The sequence below is a fragment of the Streptomyces sp. NPDC004134 genome (genome assembly GCF_042874195.1).
Lineage (GTDB): Bacteria > Actinomycetota > Actinomycetes > Streptomycetales > Streptomycetaceae > Streptomyces.
Genome location: NZ_JBIAMS010000061.1, coordinates 1 through 1429 on the forward strand (window position 1 = coordinate 1; position 1429 = coordinate 1429).

General features: G+C 68.4%; 1 protein-coding gene. It reads right to left on the bottom strand.

Going from position 1 to position 1429, the window contains the following annotated elements; genetic code table 11:
- Window positions 1–56: 56 nt before the first annotated feature.
- The gene (locus ACFYVJ_RS34770) at window positions 57–1295 is read right to left on the bottom strand and encodes an IS256 family transposase (RefSeq protein WP_388900521.1); all 1239 of its coding nucleotides are present in this window, start codon (window positions 1293–1295) and stop codon (window positions 57–59) included.
- Window positions 1296–1429: the final 134 nt, after the last annotated feature.

Consider the following 1429-nt stretch of genomic DNA (forward strand, 5'->3'; position numbering starts at 1 on the left):
GGTCACGTCCGCGGGGGTGGTGTATCGGTGGCCACTGGCGTGATCTTGTTGTGAGGTTATGCGGTGAGTTCGGTGGGCAGGTCGGGGTCGTTGGTTTCTGACTCGATCGGGTGGAGGCGGGCCTTGGCGAGGAGGTCGCGGCCCATGTAGCGGCGGGCTTCGGTCCACTCGTCGTTTTGCTCGGCGAGCACGGCGCCGATCAGACGGATGGCGGCGGTGCGGTCGGGGAAGATGCCGACGACGTCGGTGCGGCGGCGGATCTCCTTGTTCAGCCGTTCCTGGGGGTTGTTGGACCAGATCTGGGCCCAGATCTGGCGGGGGTAGGCGGTGAAGGCCAGCAGGTCGTGCTGGGCGGTATCCAGGTGGCTTGCTGCCTTGGGGAACTTGGCCTCCAGCGCGTCGAGTACCTGCTTGATCTGGGTGTGGACGGCGGCGGCGTCGGGCTGTTCGAAGACGGTGCGCAGCATGGTGGCCACCCACGGCTGGGCGGTTTTAGGCACTTGGGCGAGCAGGGCGCGGGCGTAGTGGGTGCGGCAGCGCTGCCAGGATGCGCCGGGCAGGCTGGCGCCGATGGCGTCGATCAGGCCGGGGTGGGCGTCGGAGACGACGAGCTGGACTCCTCGCAGGCCGCGGGCGGTCAGGGAGCGCCAGAAGGCCAGCCAGCCGGCGCCGTCCTCGGCGGTGGCCAGGTCGATGCCGAGGATTTCGCGGTGGCCGTCGGCGTTGACGCCGACCGCGATCAGCGCGTGGATGTTGATGATGCGGCCGCCTTCGCGGACCTTCTGGGTCAGTGCGTCGGCCCAGACGAAGGTGTAGGGACCTTGGTCCAGGGGCCGGTTGCGGAACGCGGCGACCTGCTCGTCCAGGTGCTTGGCCATGGAGCTGACCTGGGACTTGCTCAACTGGGTGACGCCGAGGGTCTCGGCGAGCTTCTCGACACGGCGGGTGCTGACTCCGAGCAGGTAGGCGGTAGCGACCACCGAGATGAGGGCCTGCTCGGCGCGGCGGCGGCGTTCGAGCAGCCAGTGCGGGAAGTAGGAGCCGTGCCTGAGTTTGGGCACGGCCAGCTCGATGGTGCCCGCGCGGGTGTCCCACTCCCGCGGCCGGTAGCCGTTGCGCTGGTTGACCCGCTCGTCGCTGACCTGCCCATACGGGGCGCCGCAGACCGCGTCGGCTTCGGCGGACATCAGTGCGTCGGCGAACGTCTTGACCATCGCGCGCAGCAGATCCGGACTCGCCGCGGCGAGATTGTCTTCGGTCAGGGCGTGCAGAGGCACACTGTCAGGTGCGGTCATCGTGCTGATCTCCTTCGAGGCTTCGACACTTCGAAGATCAGCCGGTGGCCGCTCGACTATGCGGGCCTCATCCCGATGCCGGAGCAATCCCCCGGATCAGGTCGAACCCGTACACCACTTCCCAGGACGCAACC